The 16,963-nt window shown below is 49.9% G+C and carries 11 protein-coding genes, 4 tRNA genes and 2 rRNA genes; 11 read left to right on the top strand and 6 right to left on the bottom strand.

Translation table 11 applies throughout. The features are described from left to right. The 3 genes from BZG83_RS07530 to BZG83_RS07520 form a co-directional block, all read left to right on the top strand. Nucleotides 1–255, top strand: a 23S ribosomal RNA gene (locus tag BZG83_RS07530); the annotation flags it as partial. Between the two features lie 121 nt (nucleotides 256–376). Next, nucleotides 377–492, top strand: a 5S ribosomal RNA gene (gene rrf, locus BZG83_RS07525). 59 nt (nucleotides 493–551) lie between these two features. Continuing rightward, a tRNA-Asp gene (locus tag BZG83_RS07520) sits at nucleotides 552–628 on the top strand. A gap of 191 nt (nucleotides 629–819) precedes the next feature. On the opposite strand, the gene ilvY is transcribed toward BZG83_RS07520, so the two are convergent. After that, the gene (gene ilvY, locus BZG83_RS07515; protein WP_077479963.1) at nucleotides 820–1,683 is read right to left on the bottom strand and encodes an HTH-type transcriptional activator IlvY; all 864 of its coding nucleotides are present in this window, start codon (nucleotides 1,681–1,683) and stop codon (nucleotides 820–822) included. Nucleotides 1,684–1,814: 131 nt separating this feature from the next. Here ilvY and ilvC point away from each other — a divergent pair, with 131 nt between their 5' ends. After that, complete coding sequence (gene ilvC / locus BZG83_RS07510) at nucleotides 1,815–3,302, top strand: ketol-acid reductoisomerase (protein ID WP_077479962.1); 1,488 nt, start codon at nucleotides 1,815–1,817, stop codon at nucleotides 3,300–3,302. Nucleotides 3,303–3,357: 55 nt separating this feature from the next. Here the strand turns inward: ilvC and ubiK are convergent, their stop codons facing one another. The 4 genes from ubiK to BZG83_RS07490 form a co-directional block, all read right to left on the bottom strand. Then, nucleotides 3,358–3,618, bottom strand: coding sequence for a ubiquinone biosynthesis accessory factor UbiK (ubiK, locus tag BZG83_RS07505; protein WP_069590334.1), 261 nt, complete (start codon nucleotides 3,616–3,618; stop codon nucleotides 3,358–3,360). Nucleotides 3,619–3,709: 91 nt separating this feature from the next. Beyond that, nucleotides 3,710–6,802 carry a multidrug efflux RND transporter permease subunit gene (locus BZG83_RS07500; protein ID WP_077479961.1) on the bottom strand — a complete coding sequence of 1,031 codons (3,093 nt, stop codon included), beginning with the start codon at nucleotides 6,800–6,802 and terminating at the stop codon, nucleotides 3,710–3,712. 12 nt (nucleotides 6,803–6,814) lie between these two features. Then, entirely contained in the window at nucleotides 6,815–7,921 is a 1,107-nt protein-coding gene (locus BZG83_RS07495) for an efflux RND transporter periplasmic adaptor subunit (RefSeq protein ID WP_077479960.1), read from the bottom strand. 21 nt (nucleotides 7,922–7,942) lie between these two features. Continuing rightward, nucleotides 7,943–8,542: a TetR/AcrR family transcriptional regulator gene (locus BZG83_RS07490; protein ID WP_232112113.1), complete on the bottom strand. Its 600-nt coding sequence runs from the start codon at nucleotides 8,540–8,542 to the stop codon at nucleotides 7,943–7,945. Nucleotides 8,543–8,672: 130 nt separating this feature from the next. On the opposite strand from BZG83_RS07490, the gene rep reads away from it, so the two are divergent. Beyond that, nucleotides 8,673–10,694 carry a DNA helicase Rep gene (gene rep / locus BZG83_RS07485; protein WP_077479958.1) on the top strand — a complete coding sequence of 674 codons (2,022 nt, stop codon included), beginning with the start codon at nucleotides 8,673–8,675 and terminating at the stop codon, nucleotides 10,692–10,694. A 55-nt stretch (nucleotides 10,695–10,749) separates the two neighbouring features. On the opposite strand, the gene BZG83_RS07480 is transcribed toward rep, so the two are convergent. Beyond that, nucleotides 10,750–11,184: a c-type cytochrome gene (locus BZG83_RS07480; protein WP_069590326.1), complete on the bottom strand. Its 435-nt coding sequence runs from the start codon at nucleotides 11,182–11,184 to the stop codon at nucleotides 10,750–10,752. Nucleotides 11,185–11,506: 322 nt separating this feature from the next. Here BZG83_RS07480 and BZG83_RS07475 point away from each other — a divergent pair. From BZG83_RS07475 to BZG83_RS07450, 6 genes are all read left to right on the top strand, one after another. Further along, nucleotides 11,507–11,583: transfer RNA gene (locus BZG83_RS07475), tRNA-Arg, on the top strand. A 34-nt stretch (nucleotides 11,584–11,617) separates the two neighbouring features. Next, nucleotides 11,618–11,693 (top strand) — tRNA-His (locus BZG83_RS07470). 25 nt (nucleotides 11,694–11,718) lie between these two features. Next, nucleotides 11,719–11,795: transfer RNA gene (locus BZG83_RS07465), tRNA-Pro, on the top strand. A gap of 766 nt (nucleotides 11,796–12,561) precedes the next feature. Beyond that, complete coding sequence (locus BZG83_RS07460) at nucleotides 12,562–14,280, top strand: ABC transporter ATP-binding protein (protein ID WP_077479957.1); 1,719 nt, start codon at nucleotides 12,562–12,564, stop codon at nucleotides 14,278–14,280. A 92-nt stretch (nucleotides 14,281–14,372) separates the two neighbouring features. Beyond that, nucleotides 14,373–15,926: an ABC transporter substrate-binding protein gene (locus tag BZG83_RS07455; RefSeq protein ID WP_077479956.1), complete on the top strand. Its 1,554-nt coding sequence runs from the start codon at nucleotides 14,373–14,375 to the stop codon at nucleotides 15,924–15,926. A gap of 56 nt (nucleotides 15,927–15,982) precedes the next feature. Then, nucleotides 15,983–16,960, top strand: coding sequence for an ABC transporter permease (locus tag BZG83_RS07450; RefSeq protein WP_077479955.1), 978 nt, complete (start codon nucleotides 15,983–15,985; stop codon nucleotides 16,958–16,960). Nucleotides 16,961–16,963 lie beyond the last annotated feature (3 nt).

Below are 16,963 nucleotides of genomic sequence, written 5' to 3'. Positions count from 1 at the left end.
TCCTAGTACGAGAGGACCGGAGTGGACGAACCGCTGGTGTTCGGGTTGTGTCGCCAGACGCATTGCCCGGTAGCTAAGTTCGGCACAGATAAGCGCTGAAAGCATCTAAGCGCGAAGCTGGCCCCGAGATGAGTCATCCCTAGAGCTTCGAGCTCTCTAAAGGGTTGTCGTAGACKACGACGTTGATAGGCAGGGTGTGTAAGCGCTGTGAGGCGTTGAGCTAACCTGTACTAATTGCCCGTGAGGCTTAACCATACAACACCCAAGAGGTTTTGGGTTGGACTTAAAATAAGCCAGTTGATTGTGGCGAGAACGAACAGCTTTCTAGGTTGATGGTTTTCACTTTTTAAAAAAGTGAAGACAAAACAAAATTTTGCTTGGCGACCATAGCGCTTTGGACCCACCTGAYTCCATGCCGAACTCAGTAGTGAAACGAAGCAGCGCCGATGGTAGTGTGGGGTCTCCCCATGTGAGAGTAGGACATCGCCAGGCTTTGAWTACAATTGATTAAAGCAAAGAGATATAAGYCTTTARTCATACAGAATTGGTGCGGAGTGGTAGTTCAGTTGGTTAGAATACCGGCCTGTCACGCCGGGGGTCGCGGGTTCGAGTCCCGTCCACTCCGCCACTACTTTAGAAACCCTAGCTGAGAAGCTGGGGTTTTTTGCATTTAAGCTCCCCTGAGCCAGACGTCTTGGTCGCGGCACTTGCAGTGCGCGTTGACTCCCGTCCACTCCGCCACTATTTAGAAACCCTAGCTGAAAAGCTGGGGTTTTTTGCGTTTAAGCACCGGCATCATTGTGTTGGGGCTTTTTGTGTTTATCGCATGACATCGAGTAGAGCGTTGAGTAAAGGTTCTTTTGCGCGGGAAGCTTTACAACAAAGGCCTAGTTCGAGAGGTTGCACAATTTCTTGGCGTAATCGCTCAACCTTGTCTTTTACTGGGCTGTTATCAATCACCACATCTGGCGCGACACCAATACCACAGCCCAATGCCACCATACTGACAATCGCCTCATGGCCGGCTATTTGTGCGTAGACGTTTGGCTCGATACCTTTACCGGTCAACCATTGATCAGCGAGTTCGCGCGCTGTCCCTGCTTCGGGCAAGATTAATGGTGTGTGCTGCCAGTCAATGGCTTGTAGGTCAATGCCACTGCTGGCCATTGCCGGTGCGATAACCGACAAACTGACTGTATCAATTGGTTGAAACACTAAGCTGGATGACAAGCGTTTGGGTTTAGCGGCAATGGCAATGTCGGCACTATTGTCTTGCACCTTCTCTTCTGCTTGAGCGGGGTCGCCGGTTAGCAGTTGTAGCTCGATATTTGGGTATTGTTGACGAAAGCGCGCGAGGAGCTCAGGTAAATGGCTATAGCTTGCCGTGACTGAACAAAAGAGCGTGAGCTTACCGCCGAGCAAAGAGGCATGTTCATTGATACTGGCTTTAGTGGTGTGCCAAAGCTGCAGGATATCGCGTGCGACGGGAAGCAGCGTTTTACCTGCTGGGGTGAGATCGACCGCTTTATTGGTGCGAATAAACAAAGGCTGACCAATATCTTCTTCGAGACGTTGGATGATTCGGCTCAGCGCAGAAGGGCTGACGTGCATTGCTTGTGCGGCTCGGGTATAGCTTTTGGTGTCACAGAGGTGGAGAAAGCCTGTGAGTTGCTTTGCATTCATAATTTATTGTTGCTGTAACTGCAATGTTATGTTGTGAATATATCACTTTAGGCAATATAGTGGTTAGGGTAGTATCAAAAATACGCGGTGAAAACACACCCAATCACGGATTTGAATCAATGGAGCACCCCATGGCGAACTACTTTAATACCCTGAATTTACGTCAACAATTGGAACAATTAGGCGTATGCCGATTTATGGATCGTGATGAATTTGCCACCGAGGCCGAATTTCTCAAAGGTAAAAAAGTGGTGATTGTGGGCTGTGGTGCACAAGGGCTCAACCAAGGCTTAAACATGCGTGACTCGGGTCTTGATGTGGCTTATGCACTACGTCAGGCTGCTATTGATGAAAAACGGCCTTCTTATCAGAACGCGGTCGAAAATGGATTTGAAGTGGGCAGCTACCAAGATTTGATCCCACAGGCAGACTTGGTGATTAATCTTACGCCAGATAAACAGCACTCCAACGTGGTTGAAACCGTGATGCCACTGATGAAAGAGGGCGCTGCACTCGGTTACTCACATGGCTTTAATATTGTCGAAGTCGGTCAGCGTATCCGTGAAGACATTACTGTGGTTATGGTGGCGCCAAAGTGCCCGGGCACCGAGGTGCGTGAAGAATACAAACGCGGCTTTGGTGTTCCGACGCTGATTGCCGTTCACCCAGAAAATGATCCTAAAGGCGAAGGCTTTGAGATTGCGAAAGCATGGGCCGCTGCAACCGGTGGTCACCGTGCTGGCGTACTCGCCTCCTCATTCGTAGCAGAAGTGAAATCCGATCTGATGGGTGAGCAAACTATTTTGTGTGGCRTGCTGCAGGCCGGATCCATCGTTTGCTACGAGAAAATGATCGCAGAGGGTGTTGAGCCAGGTTATGCGGGTAAGCTTATTCAGTACGGCTGGGAAACCATTACGGAAGCGCTGAAGTTCGGGGGCATCACCCACATGATGGATCGCTTGTCCAACCCAGCGAAAATCAAAGCCTTTGAACTGTCGGAGTCGCTTAAAGAACTGATGCGTCCTCTATATAACAAACATATGGATGACATCATTTCTGGCCATTTCTCCGCGACCATGATGGCCGATTGGGAAAACGGCGATAAAGACTTGTTCACATGGCGTGAAGAAACGGCACAGACCGCGTTTGAAAACTATCCCGAGTCGGATGTAAGCATCAGTGAGCAAGAGTTCTTTGATAACGGTATTTTGATGGTTGCTATGGTGCGTGCAGGGGTCGAGCTTGCTTTTGAAGTTATGGTGTCATCCGGCATTATCGAAGAGTCAGCGTATTACGAGTCATTGCATGAATTACCTTTGATTGCCAACACCATCGCGCGTAAGCGTCTTTATGAAATGAACGTGGTCATTTCAGATACGGCTGAGTACGGCAACTACTTATTTGCAAACGTCGCAACACCGCTACTGCGCGAACACTTTATGCCAACAGTGGGGGCTGATGTGATTGGTAAAGGACTCGGAGAAACCTCTAACCAGGTCGACAACGCCACCTTAATCGAGGTCAATGATCGTATCCGTAACCACCCGATTGAGTATATCGGTGAGGAATTGCGAGGCTATATGACTGATATGAAGCAAATCGCAATTAATAACCACTAACGACACAGTATGAGATGAAAGCCTGGCCAGTGGTCAGGCTTTTTTAATGATGGATTTAGGCATCAGTGTCTTGGTTGAGCTTTTTTTCCATCTCTGCAAGCTTGGCTTCAAGCTCGGTCAACTTTTGACGGGTGCGTAGTAGCACCTGGGTCTGCACATCAAACTCTTCACGGCTTACCACGTCGAGCTTGGTCAACTGGCCTTGAATGGCTTGGCGCACACGGCTTTCCATATCCGTGCCTAACTCTTTGACAGGCTGAGGCATGGCGTCGTGAATTTGCTTGGCCACTTGCTCAAGTTTTTTGGGGTCAAACATGGAATACTCCTTCATTAACTGCCTTTATTCTATGTAAATACGGGCAGCTTGTCGAAAGATGACAAAAGAGAAGGGCCCGAAGGCCCTTTAATTAGTGTGACGCGTGATAGTCTTTATCGAGCTTGTCGAGCTCATCGTCTTCGACAAACACAGGCAGTGGTTTGTGTTTGCTGGCCAGATAGGTGTAAATCACTGGCAAAACGAATAGGGTAAACAAGGTACCGATAGCAAGACCTGCCACGATCACAATCCCGATGCTAAAGCGTTGCTCGGCACCTGCGCCGGTCGCGAACATCAGAGGGATCAGGCCAGCAATCATTGCTGCAGTGGTCATTAAGATCGGGCGCAAGCGAATTTTAGCCGCTTCTTTGACCGCATCCATCCGACTGGCTTGATGATGCAGCTGCTGCTCTTTGGCCACCTCACAGATCAAAATACCGTGTTTGGTAATCAGACCTATCAAGGTGATCAACCCGACTTGCGAGTAGATATTCATCGACGACAGCCCCCATGCGAGCGCAATTAATGCACCACAAATGGCGAGCGGTACAGAGACCAAGATCACCAGTGGGTCGAGCAAGGATTCAAACTGAATCGCAAGGACCAGATAAATGATCGCTAAGGCGAACAAGAAGGTGGCATAGAGTGCGCTACCTTCTGTGACGTATTGGCGAGATTCACCGAGGTAATCGTGTTGATAGCCCTTAGGCAACTCTGCAGCTTTGCTTTCAAACCAGTCAACAGCAGTTCCCATGGTCACGCCAGGCGCTGCCACTGCACTGATTGTAGCGGCATTCAATTGGTTGAAATGCGGCAGTGAACGAGGCTCTGCGGTAATGTCGATATCAATCAGCGAACCGAGTGGAATCGACTCACCATTTGCCGCGCGTACGTAATAACCTTCGATAGACTCAGGGTTGAGGCGATATTTACGCTCAACTTGTGGGATCACTTCATAAGAGCGTCCATCAAAGTCGATACGATTCACATAGCCATCCGCCATCATGGTGCCAATGGTGGCACCGATGTCTTGCATGGTTACGCCGTAAGAGCCCGCCTTGTCTTTATCAATGCTGATGTTCATAGTGGCCGAGTCAAAGTTAAGGTTCAGCTCCGAATAGACGAAATTCGGACTTGATTGAACCTCTGACATGATTTCAGCCGTCACCTGATAGAGACTTTCAAAGTTATTCGGCGTCGTCACCACGAACTGGATTGGCAAGCCAGACGAGGCGCCGGGGAGCTCTGGCATCTCAAAGGTTGTGACGTTCATGCCCGGAATGTCTTTCACTTCCTCGGCCATGCGCTTCACGATTTCTGACTGGCTGGCTTCACGCTCACTCCATGGCACCAGAGAAGCAATACCAAATGCCTGATTCGACTTAGGTACGCCAGAGAAGACCTGAGAGAAGGCCACCTCTGGTTGTTCGTCGAGCTTTTGGTTCACTTCTGCCATGGTGTTTTGGATGTAATCCAAGTTTGCGGTCGAGGGGGCAGTACCCATCATCACGACCACCCCTTTATCCTCTGAAGGCGCAAGCTCGCTGGGGATAAAGCTGAACAGAACGGGCAACGACGCAAACACGATCACCGCGAAAGACAAGATAACCGGACGACGTTGCATCACCTTATCCAGCATGCCCGCGTAGCGCTCTGTCATACCGTCTAAGAGGCGATGGACTGTCAACTCAAAACGGCTAGGCTTTGCGTGGGCTTTTAGCATCGATGAACACATCACTGGCGAGAGGGTCAGTGCCACAATCCCAGAGACAAACACGGCCCCGGCAAGTGTTAGCGCAAACTCCTTAAACAATGAGCCGGTGATCCCGCCCATCATGGCGATAGGGGCATACACAGCCGCCAATGTCAGTGTCATTGAGATAACCGGCACGGCAATTTCTCGCGTACCAATAATGGCCGCACGGAAAGGCGATTCACCTAGCTTAATATGCCGGTCGATGTTTTCGAGTACCACGATCGCATCGTCAACCACCAAGCCGATGGCCAATACCATCGCCAGTAGCGTCATCAAGTTCAGCGAGAAGCCAATCATCTCCATGACCAAGGCCACACCAATCAAGGACAATGGAATGGTGATGATTGGGATGATAACGGCGCGGAATGAGCCCAAGAACAAGGTAATCACCACCAGTACGATAATGGCCGCTTCAATGATGGTTTTTACTACCTCATGGATGGACTCGTTAATCGCTTTGGTGGAGTCATACAGTACGTTCATTTGGATATTGCCCGGCATGTTGCGCTCGATTTCTGGGAGCATTGCAATCACGTCTTCGGCAATATTAATGGGGTTGGCGGTAGGCGCGGCATTGACCGCCGCGACCACTGCCTCTGAGCCATTCGCAATGGCACGGTAGCGATCGTGGCTTTTCTCTAGCGAGACTTTGGCAATATCCCCAAGGCGCAYCACGCGACCCTCTTGGGTTTCGACCACCAAGTTACGGAGCTCCTCTGGGGTCGACACCTGGGTGTCGGCGCTACCGTTATAAACCATATWGGTACCGATAGCTTGACCGGTGGCGGACTGGTAGTTATTGGCACTCAGTACCGACATGACATCCGTGGCCGTTAGGTTAAACCCGGCCATTTTCTGAGGATCCAGCCAAACACGTAGACCGTATTTCACCCCGCCGTATAAGTCGATTTTCGACACCCCATTCACGGTAAACAGCTGAGGCTTCACGACCCGTTCGAGGTAATCAGTGATCTGGCTTGAATCGAGCTCCGGTGAGGTAAAGCCGATGTACATCACCGCAGTGGTTGAACCCGTCGACATCGATACTGAGGGGTCTTCTGCCTCAGTCGGAAGCTGCGCACGTACCGAATTGACCTTGGCAAGAATATCCGCCAGTGCCGCATTCGGATCTGTGTTTAGCTTCATGTTGACGGTAATCGTCGAGGTCCCCAGCACCGATTCTGAGGTCATAAAGTCAATATTGTCAGCTTGGGCGACTGCCTGTTCGAGTGGGGTGGTGATAAACCCCTGAATCAAATCAGCACTGGCACCATAGTAGCTGGTTGTGATGGTGACCACGGTATTGGTCATCTCCGGGTATTCCCTGACTTGCATCTTAAAAAGCGACTGCAAGCCTAGCAGCGCAATCAGTATACTGATTGAGGCTGCCAGTACTGGGCGCCGGATAAAAATATCAGTAAAGCGCATCACATCCTCGTCTTACAATTGAGGTAATTGTTCTGGTGGTGTGAGAGCGTCATTTTCGACGATTTTCACTTTTGAACCGTTGCTCAAGCGCACTTGGCCGGACGTTACCACGAGATCGCCAGGTGCGAGACCATCAATGATTCGGACTTGGTGGCCACGACGCTCGCCCACTTTAAGCACTTGCTGATAAGCACGCTTTTCGCCATCTTCTTCACGGATCACATAAACACTTTCGCCATACAAAGTGAAGTTAATCGCGGTTTGGTCAATCACGATTTGATCTTCAATGGTGGGCAAAATGATGTCTGCACGGGCAAACATCCCTGAGCGTAGTTGCCCATCGTTGTTGGGAATGTTGGCCTCCACTTTAATCAGGCCGCTTTGACTGTTGACGGCTGGCTCGATAGCACTAATTGAGCCGATAAATTCCATTTCTGGATACGCATCAACGGTGATACGCAGTGGCTGACTGAGACGGATTTTAGCAATGTCCGTTTGTGGYACGGTAAAGCGAAGCTTCATTACAGAGGTATCTTCTAAACGAGCAATATCGGTACCTGGCTGCAAATATTCACCCATAAAGACATTACGCAGACCAATAACCCCATCAAACGGCGCTTGGATATTACGACGGGCGATGGTGGCTTTCAGCGCCGCGATATCCGCTTGTAACGAACGATAATTCGCCTCGGCTTCATCGAGTGCTTCTTTGGAAATGGAGCCTTTGGCAAACAGACCTTGATAGCGTTTAAATTTTGCTTCCGCTGCAGGCAGGCGCGCTTGAGTGCTGGCGAGGTTGGCTTTTTCAACACTCGAGTCGAGCTCGACCAGGTTTTGCCCACGCTCGACGGTTTGGCCTGATTCAAAATTGATCACATCGACCACCCCTGCAATTTGCGTGGTTAGGGTAATCCCTTGATTTGGCTCGATAAAACCAATAGCGTCGATGGTGGGGGTCCATGGCTCAGCAGCAACCGTCACGGCCGTGACCGGATGGGTTGGTTCCGGCATATTTGCCATGTATTCCGCTATCTTTTGCTGCTTGAACAGGTTAAAGCCAATCACACTGCCAAACAGCAGCAGTGCAAGGATCAGCATGACAAAAAACCATTTTTTCATCGAAGTTAGCTCCGAACGTCGTTAGTGAAGAGAAATTGCATCCCAGCAAGCGCGAATTGCATCTGCGATAGTATCATCGCTCAGGGTTATAACACCCCGAACCTGTTTGCGAGCTAAACAAACCGCCGGTTCTAGCCCGAGAGCGATCAAAACTTCATCGTTCATGGGTTTGAATAGCCCTTGGTCTTTACCTTGTTGAATCACATGATAAAGATCAGCAAATGCAATGCGTTCCTGCTGAGTGTGTGCATGGTCATCACGTGGTAGTGCTTCGAATTGATCACGTGATAACAGGAGATGGTCGCGCTGTAACATCATGTGCCACGTATTGCGCCATAGGCGTTCAAATTGGTCGCGCAGTGTTGGTTCATCCTTWACCCCATGTTGAATGTGTGTCGCGCATTGCATCATCAGATGCGCCGATAATTGACGGAGTAAGTCATCCTTGTCATCGAAATAGCGATAAATGGTGCCAGCTGCTACGCCAGCATGCTTGGCGACTTGCTGCATCGAGACTTTATCGAGCCCACGTGTCGCAATGAGTTGCTCAGTGGCTGACAAAATTTGGGTGCGTTTATCCATACTGTGCATGGTATCAATAGTGAATGAACGTTCATTCATTTTAGTCGGATTTTTGSACGAATGACAAGGGCAAAGTGTAGTCAATCTTTGCGACAATCGCGCGGTAAGATAGACATGTGAGTGTTTCCCTCTACAATGCCAACTCAGGTTAAAAAGAGGCGTTGTCACCATGAAACTTAACCCCGCGCAGTCTGATGCGGTGCGCCATATTTCCGGTCCTTGCTTGGTTTTAGCGGGTGCTGGTTCAGGAAAAACACGTGTTATTACCCACAAGATCGCCTATTTGGTGCAACAATGTGGATATAAAGCGCGTCATATCGCGGCGGTAACCTTTACCAACAAAGCAGCGCGAGAAATGAAAGAACGTGTCGCGCAAACGCTCGGTAAACAAGAGTCGCGCGGCCTGATGGTGTCAACCTTCCACACTCTGGGTCTGAATATCATTCGACGAGAATACAAAACCTTGGGGCTCAAGGCGGGCTTTTCTCTCTTTGATGACCAAGACCAATTAGCGTTGCTCAAAACTTTGACCGAAGATGAGCTGGATAATGACAAAGATTTGCTGCGTCAATTAGTGCATACCATCTCGAATTGGAAAAATGCGATGCTGGGGCCTGATGAGGCACTGGCGCAGGCGCAAGGTGAGCGCGATCAGCTATTCGCTGCCTGCTATGCGCGTTATCAAAAACAAATGCGGGCGTACAATGCGTTGGATTTTGATGACTTGATATTGATGCCGGTGGCGTTACTTAGTCAGAATCAAGCGGTTCGGGAGCGCTGGCAAGCACGCATTCGTTACCTGCTCGTGGATGAGTATCAAGATACCAATACCAGCCAGTATCAGTTGGTAAAACTGCTGGTGGGCGAGCGTGCGCGCTTTACGGTGGTTGGGGATGACGATCAGTCGATTTACTCATGGCGAGGCGCCCAGCCGAAAAATCTCGTTTACCTGCAGCAAGACTTTCCTCGCTTGCATGTGGTGAAATTGGAGCAAAACTACCGCTCAACCAGTCGCATCCTCCGCGCGGCCAACATCTTGATTGCCAATAATCCGCATGTTTTTGAAAAAACGCTTTTCTCAGCATTACCTGATGGGGACATGCTAAAGGTATTGACGGCGAAAAATGAAGAACATGAAGCCGAGCGCGTGGTCGGCGAGCTGATAGGCCATCGTTTTCTCGGACGTACCCAATACAAAGATTACGCCATCCTTTATCGCGGAAACCACCAATCGCGTTTAATCGAAAAAGCGCTGATGCAAAACCGCATCCCTTATAAAATATCGGGCGGCACCTCCTTTTTTGCTCGCGCAGAGATTAAAGACATCATGGCTTATTTGCGCTTGCTGACCAACCAAGACGATGACAACGCCTTTTTACGTATTGTGAATACCCCGCGACGCGAAATCGGCCCTGTCACGTTGGAAAAACTGGGTAGCTACGCAAACCAGCGAGGCAAAAGCTTGTTTGCGGCGAGCTTCGAGTTGGGGCTGACACAGCATTTGTCGGGCCGAGGGTTGGCCTCGTTACAGGCGTTCACACGTTGGATTGTTGAATTGTCCGATCAGGCTGAACGTGGCGATACAGTTGCCGCAGTACGGGCGTTATTGCGCGATACCCATTACGAAGACTGGCTATATGAGACCTCATCCAGCCCCAAAATGGCGGAAATGCGGATGAAAAATGTCTCGGATCTCTACAGCTGGATAGTGGCTGACTTAGAGGGTGACAACCCGGATAATGTCGAGCGCAGTTTACGAGAAGTGGTTCAGCGCCTTACGCTGCGCGACATGATGGAGCGAGGCGAAGACGATGATGATGCCGATCAAGTACAGCTGATGACCTTACATGCGTCTAAGGGGCTCGAATTTCCCTATGTATATATGATTGGCATGGAAGAAGGTTTGTTGCCTCACCAGTCGAGCATCGACGAAGACAATATCGATGAAGAGCGGCGTTTGGCGTACGTGGGGATCACGCGGGCACAAAAAGCGCTGACTTTTGTGGTGTGTAAAGAGCGTCGCCAATTTGGTGAATTGATAAAACCGCAGCACAGCCGTTTTCTTGACGAATTGCCGTTTGAGGATGTGGAATGGGAGGCGAACAAGAAGCCCGTTTCACAACAAGAGCGCATGGAGAAGGGACAAGCCGCGATCGCGAACCTAAAAGCGATGTTAAACCAAAATAAATAAGCGCCGTTGATACGGCGCCTCTTATCACTCAGTCGAACGTAATAACCATTCCGTCTTAGAGTGCGTCTAGCATGTGCTCAATCGCGGCAACGATCTCGTCGTCAGAGCAGTCCATACAGGTGCCTTTAGCAGGCATCGCATTAAAGCCATTGATAGCGTGTTTGGTGAGGGTTTCCATGCCTTTATCGACACGAGGTCCCCAAGCGGCGGCGTCACCGGTTTTTGGTGCGCCTGCTGCGCCTGTGCTGTGGCACGCAGTGCAGTAGGTATTATAAACCTGATCGCCGGTACGCGGACCCGTCGGTTCAGCGGCAGCCGTTTCGACCGGGGCTTGACCGTCAAGGTATACATCACCCACTGGGGCAATGCGCTCGGCAATGGCGGATTTTTCACTCTCTGAGACTTCAAGCGCCTGTGCGGCTGAAGCAAACATGAAGGCAGCCACAGAGGCAACCATGATATGACGTAGACTCTTTCCCTTTGCGCTCACAATGACACTCCCACATTACTGGTGGCTTACGCCTTTTTCGTCTTATTTTGTCGCCAACCTCAAAGGGTGAATCAATGAAGACGTGATTCGGCCGCGACATTCATATTTCTCTACGGGCTCACCCAAACAGGGTAGGTTAACCCCGTGTAAAGATTAGGTGATTATAGCGCTTTAGATTGTTACGTTAAACCGTTATAGTAGAGACCTAACTGACGATTTCTACGCAATTTGTCCAAAAAGAGACCAGTCAGTAAAAAAATTAAAAAAAGTGCTAGACGGCTGGTAACGATATCCGTAATATTCGTCACCGCCAACGGGGCAAGCGCCCGTAGCTCAGTTGGATAGAGCGTTGGCCTCCGGAGCCAAAGGTCACAGGTTCAAATCCTGTCGGGCGCGCCATTCCGGGATAGAAATAGATGGCAAAAAATCAGTGGTGGCTGTAGCTCAGTTGGTAGAGCCCTGGATTGTGATTCCAGTTGTCGCGGGTTCAAGTCCCGTCAGCCACCCCATTATTCCCGCTAAAAGCGAAAATGTCGGTGAATAGCGCAGTTTGGTAGCGCATCTGGTTTGGGACCAGAGGGTCGGGGGTTCGAATCCCTCTTCACCGACCACTATTCAAACCCCAGCCTAACGGCTGGGGTTTTTTCGTTTTTACCTGTTCGTTTGGGATAGCGGGTCGGGGGCCGGAAGCCCGGTCGCGCGGAAGGCCGCCCCATCGAATTCCTCTTCACCGACTACCATTCAAACCCTAGCCTAACGGCTGGGGTTTTTTCGTTTCTAGGTCTGCTTATCATGATAGGTGCGTCTGTATAGACCCCTGTCTGATTTACCTACCTTGCCTGCCTATTTATTTTTTGTCGCGATGATGCGGCTTCATGAAGAAAAAGTCAGAAATTAGAGCTTAATCAAGAATCCCACACAGAAAAAACCCTGAATCTGCCCGATATCAGCGGCTACGCGATACTGCTGCTATACCTTAGATTAAACAGGGTAAAACACTGCTATTTTTGTTATTGATAAAATAGATAACAATTTACGCCGTTAATATCAGGGTAAAGCACTGGCAGTGTTTGATGAGTGTTAACAGGTTAGGCTTTATCTTATGCGTAATTTGTTTTACAACTGTGACACGGTAATGAGTCTGTATTTCACTGATATGAAATGTGTTTTGTATCTTTTGGTGTGAGTTTACAGAGAATGACTGTGAATGATTATTCGACCCTTAAGCAGGATTATGGCATATCCTGCTGTGTTGTTGATTTTTTGTGAAATGTTTGCCAGATTGGAATCCCCCTATTTTTTACTGGGTATCGGTTGAACAGGGCTCAGTCTGGACAAGGAGTACATCGTCACATTCGACGATGCCAAGGATGATAAATGGCACTGCTAGAAGTAAATAACCTACGAATAGAGTATCCGTCTCGTCATGGCGTTCATGCGGCAGTGAAATCACTGTCATTTACCATTGAACGCGGCGAGATCGTTGGTGTGGTCGGTGAGTCCGGCGCGGGTAAGTCGACGGTTGGCAACGCGGTGATTGACTTACTTAGCCCACCGGGACGGATAGCCAGCGGCGATGTGTACCTCGATGGCAAAAAGATTTCTGGTCTGACGCCCAATGAGATGCGCAAGGTTCGTGGGGATAAGATTGGCTTTATCTTCCAAGACCCCATGACATCGTTAAACCCACTGTTCACGGTGGAGCAGCAGCTGACTGAAACCATTCTTACCAATTTAAATGTGACTCAGCAGCAAGCCTATCAGCGGGCGTTGACCTTAATGGAGCAAGTGGGGATTCCAGATCCAGAAATCCGCATCAAACAGTACCCCCACCAATTCTCTGGCGGCATGCGTCAGCGTGTGGTGATTGCTATCGCCCTAGCCGGTGAACCCGATTTAATCATTGCCGATGAGCCTACCACTGCATTGGACGTATCAATACAGGACCAAATCCTGACGCTCATCCGTGACTTGTGTCAGCAGAAAAACGTCGGCTGTATGTTGGTGACCCATGATATGGGTGTGGTCGCGAATGTCACTGATCGCGTTGCGGTGATGTATCGCGGTGATTTGGTGGAAATTGGCACCACCCGACAAGTACTCGGTGAGCCACAACATCCTTACACGCAAAGTCTGATTTCGGCGGTACCACGCTCAGATATCAAGCTGGATCGCTTTCCACTGGTTAACTATATCGAAGAAGCTGGCGAAACCGTCGAGCTGGATATTAAAAACCATTGGCTGGGGCAAAGCCAAGATCAACGCGCTTATACCGGACCGTTATTGCAAGTCAAAGACGTATCGCTGCGTTTTGTTACCAAAGATTCGTTATTTGCCAGCCGCCGCGAATATGTTCAAGCGTCTGATCATGTCAGCTTCGATATTGTCGAAGGTGAAACCTTCGGGCTGGTGGGCGAGTCAGGGTCGGGTAAGTCGACCATTGCCCGTGCGATTACGGGGCTGTATCCGCCCAATACCGGACAAATCATTTTTGAAGGCATTGATCTCACCGCGATTAAGAGCGAACGGGCGCGACGGCCGATTCGTCGTCAAATGCAGATGGTGTTTCAGAACCCGTATTCGTCGATGAATCCGCGGATGAAAATCTATGACATTATCGCTGAGCCTATTCGCTTCCACCGCTTGGCAGACAATGAGTCTCAGATCCGTCAGATCGTGGGGGATTTATTGGATTATGTTGGATTAGGACGTGGCGCGGGGATCAAATACCCTCACGAGTTCTCTGGTGGTCAACGTCAGCGGATTTCAATTGCCCGCGCACTGGCAACGCGCCCGCGCTTATTGATTTGTGATGAACCTACGTCGGCGCTGGATGTGTCGGTGCAGGCCCAAATTCTAAACCTGCTTAAAGACCTACAAGACGAGCTCAATCTCACCATGCTGTTTATCAGTCACGATTTGCCAGTTATTCGACAAATGTGTGATCGCATTGGTGTGATGCGCAAGGGTCAGCTGTTGGAAGTGGCACCGACCGAGCAACTATTTACCGATCCTCAGCATGAATACAGCCGCAAGCTGATTTCATTGATGCCGGAATTTAAGGGAATGAGCACGGAAGGTTTGCAAACGGCATAGTTAGCCTGTGCCGTCGCGGCCAGATGGCCGCAATTGATTACCGATGCAAACACAGCAGGGGACACTCCCCTACGCATAAAGGAGCTATGCAAATGAAAACAATGAAGAGCAAGATTGCCGTGGCGCTGATGGCCGCAGGCCTAAGCTTTAGCGCAGCCGCTGCGGATATCACTATTGCTTACGATGCGGATCCTGTCTCACTTGACCCGCATGAGCAACTGTCTGGTGGCACGTTGCAGCTTTCTCATATGGTCTTTGATCCGCTAGTCCGTTTCACCCAAGAGATGGACTTTGAGCCACGCCTCGCGACCTCTTGGGAGCGCATGGATAACAAAACGGTGCGCTTTAATCTGCGTGAAGGTGTGACGTTCCACTCTGGTAACCCATTTACTGCTGATGATGTCGTATGGACGTTCAAGCGCCTCAAATCCTCGCCAGACTTCAAAGGGATCTTCACCCCGATTGTTGATATTAAAAAAGTCGATGCGCATACGGTAGACGTGATCACGGATGGCACCTACCCATTGGTTGAAAACGTGATGACCTATGTCTTCCCAATGGACAGCAAATACTACAGTGGTAAAACCGAAGACGGGCGTGACAAAGCAGAGCTGAAGAAAAATGGCTCAACCTATGCGTCAACACACCTGTCAGGGACCGGTCCTTACGTGGTTACCGAGCGTGAGCAAGGCGTTGTCGTGGAATTTAAGCGCAACGAAAACTACTGGGACACAGAAAGCGAAGGCAATGTCGACAACATCACCTTACGCCCAATTAAAGAAGACGCCACCCGCGTCGCTGCCTTGTTGTCAGGTGATGTGGWTATGATTGCGCCGGTGTCACCGAATGATTACCGCCGTATCGAACGCTCTGATAACTTGCAGTTGGTGACCATGCCAGGGACGCGCGTGATCACTTTCCAAATGAACCAAAGTGTTGTTGATGAGTTTAAAGACCCGCGTGTTCGTCAAGCGGTTGCTTATGCGGTCAATAACGAAGGTATCGCGCAAAAAATCATGAAAGGTGCCGCCACGCCAGCTAGCCAGCAAAGCCCCGTCGGGTATGCAGGCTACAATGCTGATCTAGAGCCGCGTTATGACTTGGCCAAAGCGAAAAAGCTGATGGAAGAGGCGGGTTACCCAGATGGCTTCTCGATCACCATGATTGCGCCGAATAACCGTTATGTGAACGATGAAAAAATCGCTCAAGCGGTTGCGGCGATGATGGCGAAGATTGGGATTAAGGTCGATCTGCAAACCATGCCAAAAGCGCAATACTGGCCAGAGTTTGATAAGTGTGAAGCGGGCATGCAAATGATCGGCTGGCACCCAGATACGGAAGACTCCGCCAACTTTACCGAGTTCTTGACCATGACCCGCAATGCGGACACAGGTAAGGGCCAGTACAACTGTGGTCACTACTCAAACAGTGAAGTCGACAAACTGGTCACGGCGGCGAATTCAGAGACCGATCTCGAGAAGCGCAGTGCCATGCTGCAAAAAGTCGAGAAGATCCTGTATGACGACGCTGCTTTCCTTCCTCTGCACTGGCAGGATCCATCATGGGCCGCCAAAAATAACGTCAACATCAAACCGATTGTTAACGGTATGAACTTCCCTTATTTCGGCGATTTGGTCGTCGAGTAAGGGTGTAAAAGGGGGCCTGATAAGGCCCCTTCATCTCCAATCGCTTAGAGGCAAACATGGTAACGTTTTTAGTCAAACGTCTGGTTCAGGCACTGGTAGTGATGTTTGTGATCAGTCTGGTGGCGTTTGCTATCCAGGACAACCTCGGCGACCCCTTGCGGGAGCTGGTGGGGCAATCAGTATCAGAAGCGGAGCGTAACGCGCTGCGCGATGAGATGGGACTTAACGATCCCTTTATTACCAAGTACACCCGTTTTATCGGCAAAGCGGTACAGGGCGACTTGGGAAATTCGTACTTCTTTAAACGTCCCGTGGTGGACGTGATTTTAGATAAGCTGGTAGCGACACTGGAGCTCGTCGCTGGGGCGGCGTTAATTATCGTTGTCGTGTCGATCCCACTTGGGGTGTATTCTGCCATTCATCCCAATAGCATTCTCACCAAAGTCATCATGGGCTTCAGTATTGTGGGGATCTCGATACCTGTTTTCTTAACCGCCATCATGTTGATGTATGTGTTCTCGATTGAGTTAGGTTGGTTGCCGTCCTATGGGCGAGGTGAAACGGCCAATTGGCTTGGTTGGGAGTCCGGCTTTTTCACCTTGGATGGCTTGGCGCACTTAGTGCTGCCCGCGGTCTCGCTGGCATCGATCATGTTACCGCTGTTTATTCGCTTAGTGCGATCTGAAATGCTGGAAGCGCTTGGCACTGAATACGTGAAGTTTGCGCGTGCCAAAGGATTGCCCCAGAAGAAGGTGTACTACCAGCACGCGTTAAAAAATACCATGTTGCCCGTTGTCACCGTCGGTGGGGTACAAATTGGTACCATGATTGCCTATACCATTTTGACGGAAACTGTCTTCCAATGGCCTGGCACGGGCTTTCTTTTCCTTGAAGCGATTAACCGTGTGGATACGCCACTGATCACCGCTTATGTAATTTTTGTCGGCTTGATATTTGTGATCACGAATACCTTTGTTGATCTGCTCTATGGCCTTATCAACCCAACGGTCAATCTTACAGGTAAGGAGGCATAGGCA

This window comes from Salinivibrio sp. PR919, from assembly GCF_001995355.1.
GTDB classification, from domain to species: Bacteria; Pseudomonadota; Gammaproteobacteria; order Enterobacterales; family Vibrionaceae; genus Salinivibrio; species Salinivibrio proteolyticus.
Note: the sequence above shows the minus strand (reverse complement) of the source record. Positions and strands in the feature narration are given on the sequence as shown.